A 4,159-nucleotide genomic window follows, 5' to 3' on the forward strand; every position below is an offset into this window, starting at 1 on the left:
TATTTGCTACTTCACGCCTTCCTTAAGTCTTTATATGCAAACTCAATTAGCTCCCCAATTCGCCAATACTCCTGAAGGAATAGAGGCCGCCAGAATTCTTGGAAAATGTGTGCACTGTGGCTTCTGCACTGCTACTTGCCCCACCTATCAAATTCTGGGTGATGAACTCGATGGCCCACGTGGTCGTATCTACCTCATCAAGCAGATGGCTGAAGGGCAAGCGCCGACTGAAAAAACACGCATGCATTTAGATCGCTGCTTAACTTGCCGCAATTGCGAAAGCACTTGCCCAAGCGGTGTGCAATACGGCAACTTGGTGGATATTGGTCGCAAGTGGGCAGAAGAAAACACTCCTGAGCGCCCTCTTGGCCAGCGCCTCACCCGCTGGGCTTTAAAAGAAGGTTTAACCAGCCCTACATTATTTAATTCAGCGATGGCAATTGGTCGCTTAGTTCGCCCACTGATGCCGGCTGGCATCCAACGCAAGATTCCAGAAGCTAAAAATAAAGCATTAGCTAGACACACCGATCCTTACGCCAGGCCACAAGCAAGTCACTCTCGTAAGATGCTCTTACTCGAGGGTTGCGTACAGCCAGGCATGCTTCCCAACATTAATTCCGCTGCTGCACGTGTTTTAGATGCACTCAAGATTCAACTGATTAGCGCGCCTAATGCCACATGTTGTGGCGCACTGCGTTACCACCTTAACGATCAAGCTGGTGGCCTTGATAACGCCAAACAAAATATCGATGCCTGGTGGCCACAAGTGGAACAAGGTGTGGAGGCCATCGTCATGACTGCATCTGGTTGTGGCGTCATGGTCAAAGACTATGGCCATCTATTTGCAAATGATCCGCAATATGCAAGTAAAGCAAAGAAGATCTCTGATCTCACGAAAGATATTTCAGAAATCTTGCCGTCACTTGAGGGAGAGTTGATTTCTCTGGTGGGTGCAGATCCCAAGCCTGGCGTGGTGTATCACCCACCTTGCACACTTCAACATGGTCAACAAATTCGCGGGAAGGTAGAAGGCCTGCTAGCTAGTATTGGTATTGGTGTGCGCTTATGCGCTGATAGCCACCTCTGCTGCGGTTCTGCAGGCACCTACTCGGTAACCCAGCCAGAGCTCTCAGAGCAGTTACGCCATAACAAGCTTGCCCACCTCAATGCCGCCTGCGAAGAGTCTGGCGCGAAAGTCATTGTGTCTGGAAATATTGGTTGCATCACCCATCTGCAGCAAGATGACACCCCAGTACTACATTGGATCGAGATTGTTGATCAACTCATCAGTCAACAAGGCCAAACCAGATAATGAGTCAAATTACTACCAACCTGATGTTGGTAAGGCGAAGGTTAGAACTGGCAGCGCTAGCAGCTAAACGTGAGCCAGAAGACATTCAACTGCTTGCGGTAAGTAAAACTTTTCCAGCAATAGCGGTTGAAGAAGCTATGCATGCTGGTCAGACTGCCTTTGGTGAGAACTATGCTCAAGAAGGTGTTGAAAAAATTCAGCAACTTGCGAAGTTGCGTCCTTGGCTAGAGTGGCATTTCATTGGTCCAATTCAGAGCAATAAAACGCGAGATGTCGCAGAACATTTTGATTGGGTGCACAGTATTGACCGACTCAAAATTGCAGAGCGCCTTTCGACTCAACGCGGAGAATTTCCTGATTTGGGTGAACTGCAAGTCTGCGTTCAAATTAATGTGAGTGAAGAAGAATCTAAAAGTGGAATATCGCTTGAGGAAGTTGAAACGCTTTGTGATGCCGTAGCAAAACTCCCCAATCTGGTACTTCGTGGACTGATGGCTATCCCCGCGCCCAGCGAAGATGTAAGCCAACAGCGCCGAGCCTTTGCTGCTGTCAGGGAGTGTTTTGTCGGACTTAAAGCAAAGCATAGTAATGATCTTGGGTATGACTTCTTCGATACCCTCTCCATGGGAATGTCGGACGATATGGAAGCAGCAATTGCTGAAGGCAGCACCATGTTACGTGTAGGAAGCGCTATTTTTGGGAAGCGCGATAAGATAAAAATATGAGCACACAACAAACAAACCAAAATGCCCACATCACCTTTATTGGCGGTGGCAATATGGGCCGCGCATTAATTAGCGGATTACTCGCCAACGGTTTTGAAGCCAAACAACTTTCTGTAGTGGAAGCCAATGCGAGCACGGGCCTGCAATTGCACCAAGATTTTGGCGTACAGATTATTGGTGCTTTGGATCAAATTGCTTTTGACTTCTCTAAAAATAATGTTGTAGTTATGGCGATTAAGCCTCAGGACTTCAATGTAGTAGCGAAGTCTTTAAATGCGAAACTGAAACATGGAACAGCGCCAGGTCCGTTGATCCTCAGCATTGCAGCTGGCATTCGCCTCAAAGACATGAGTCGCTGGCTTGACCACGCACGTTGTGTTCGCGCTATGCCAAATACTCCCGCCCTCATTCGTAAAGGTATTACAGGTCTATTTGCAGATGCTGGCGTCAGCGCATCTGATCGTGCTCTAGCAGAAACCATTTGCAATGCAGTTGGCCAGGCAGTCTGGGTCAATGAAGAAAAACTCATGGATGCTGTTACTGCGGTTTCTGGAAGTGGCCCCGCCTATGTCTTTGCTTTCTTGGAAGCCATGCAATCTAGCGGTGAAAAGCTTGGACTTGATGCAGTCACTGCTCGCAAACTAGCTTACGCCACCCTAGAAGGTGCCACACAGCTTGCCCATAACTCCGATGAGCATGCAGGCGTACTGCGTGAACGAGTCACCTCTAAAGGCGGCACAACTGCTGCAGCACTCGATACACTCAAACAACTTGATTGGCATGGTGCACTTGAAAAAGCAATTGATGCTGCCAGTCAACGTGGCAAAGCCATGGGCGATGAACTAGGAAAGTCCTAAAAGGATTCCAAGAAAAAGGAATCCGCCTAACCAGTTGTTGTGGCGAAATGCCTTGAAGCAGTCCTCACGCCTGCGGGTCGATACTAGTTTCAGATGATAGATGGCGCAAGTTAAAGCCAGACACCAACCCACCCAAAAGTAATTATTCAGATTTGCCAACTGGGCAACCCAAGCTTGGCTGAGGAATAGTACGCCGTAACTCAGTGCAATTGCGAGCACGTCAAAGCGGCCAAACGTAATGGCTGAAGTACGCAAGCCCAAACGCAAATCATCATCACGATCAACCATGGCGTAAGCCGTGTCATAAGCAATAGCCCAGAAAATATTGCCGACAAACAAAATCCAAGCTTCAAGAGGAATAAAGCCAAGAACTGCGGCATAGGCCATCGGAATGCCGAAACCAAAAGCAATACCAAGAACGGCTTGCGGAATAGCAAAGAAACGCTTCGTAAAGGGATAGAGAATCGCAACTGCCAAGGCAAAGAAAGAGAGTTCTTTGGTCAGGGCATTGAGGGGTTGAATAAGTAAGTAGGCTATCAAGGCTAAAGTGGCCGCTACAACCAGAGCCTCTTTTCCAGAAATCTTGCCACTGGTAATCGGTCGATCCTTAGTCCTCAAAACATAGCGATCAAAATCTTGATCCGCATAATCATTGATGGCACAACCAGCACTACGCATTAAAAATGTACCCAAGGCAAAAATAATCAGCAGATGGAACTCAGGAAAGCCGCCACTCGCCAACCAAAGCGCCCACAAAGTTGGCCACAATAGAAGTAGCGTGCCGATCGGCTTATCTAAACGGATTAAGTAGGCGTAAGCAACAATGCGATTGCGCATCAGATTAATCATCTTTCTTTCAAACAATCATGCTCATGATCGCATTATCAAGCTTTTAGAAATTCAGTACGAGATCCAAGCCAACGCTCCAGATGCCTTTCTACCAACTCTCCATGCTCGGCCAGCAAACGCTCAGCAGCCGTCTGCGCTAATTCAATCAACCAGGCGTCCCGCTGAAGATCAACGAAACGTAACATAGCATCACCAGATTGCTTGGCCCCTAATAACTCGCCAGGACCACGTAGCGATAAATCGCGCTCAGCAATCACAAAGCCATCCGAAGTCTCTCGTAAGGTTTGTAAGCGCTCTTTAGCGGCTAAAGATAGAGGCTCTGCATACATCAAGATGCAAACTGAATCTGCCGAACCGCGCCCTACACGCCCACGTAACTGATGGATTTGCGCATACCCAAAACGTTCAGCATGCTC

General features: G+C 48.0%; 4 protein-coding genes and 1 pseudogene. 3 read left to right on the forward strand and 2 right to left on the reverse strand.

Annotated elements, in window-relative coordinates:
- The first annotated feature begins 34 nt into the window (after window positions 1-34).
- The 3 genes from glcF to proC are packed head-to-tail and all read left to right on the forward strand — an operon-like array spanning window position 35 to window position 2,894.
- Complete coding sequence (glcF, locus tag B7X71_RS12785; RefSeq protein WP_293598048.1) at window positions 35-1,312, forward strand: glycolate oxidase subunit GlcF; 1,278 nt, start codon at window positions 35-37, stop codon at window positions 1,310-1,312.
- Entirely contained in the window at window positions 1,312-2,037 is a 726-nt protein-coding gene (locus tag B7X71_RS12790; protein WP_293598049.1) for a YggS family pyridoxal phosphate-dependent enzyme, read from the forward strand. The genes glcF and B7X71_RS12790 overlap by 1 nt, the downstream gene beginning before the upstream one ends.
- A complete protein-coding gene (proC, locus tag B7X71_RS12795) occupies window positions 2,034-2,894 on the forward strand; it encodes a pyrroline-5-carboxylate reductase (RefSeq protein WP_293598050.1) in 861 nt (286 codons plus the stop codon). Before B7X71_RS12790 ends, proC begins: the two co-directional genes overlap by 4 nt.
- On the opposite strand, the gene ubiA is transcribed toward proC, so the two are convergent.
- Together ubiA and B7X71_RS12805 are read right to left on the reverse strand one after the other, a co-directional pair.
- The gene (ubiA, locus tag B7X71_RS12800; RefSeq protein WP_293598051.1) at window positions 2,880-3,731 is read right to left on the reverse strand and encodes a 4-hydroxybenzoate octaprenyltransferase; all 852 of its coding nucleotides are present in this window, start codon (window positions 3,729-3,731) and stop codon (window positions 2,880-2,882) included. The genes proC and ubiA overlap by 15 nt on opposite strands.
- Before the next feature lie 47 nt (window positions 3,732-3,778).
- Window positions 3,779-4,159 (reverse strand): annotated as a pseudogene (locus tag B7X71_RS12805) (ATP-dependent DNA helicase RecG); the annotation flags it as partial.

This window comes from Polynucleobacter sp. 39-46-10 (assembly GCF_002282275.1).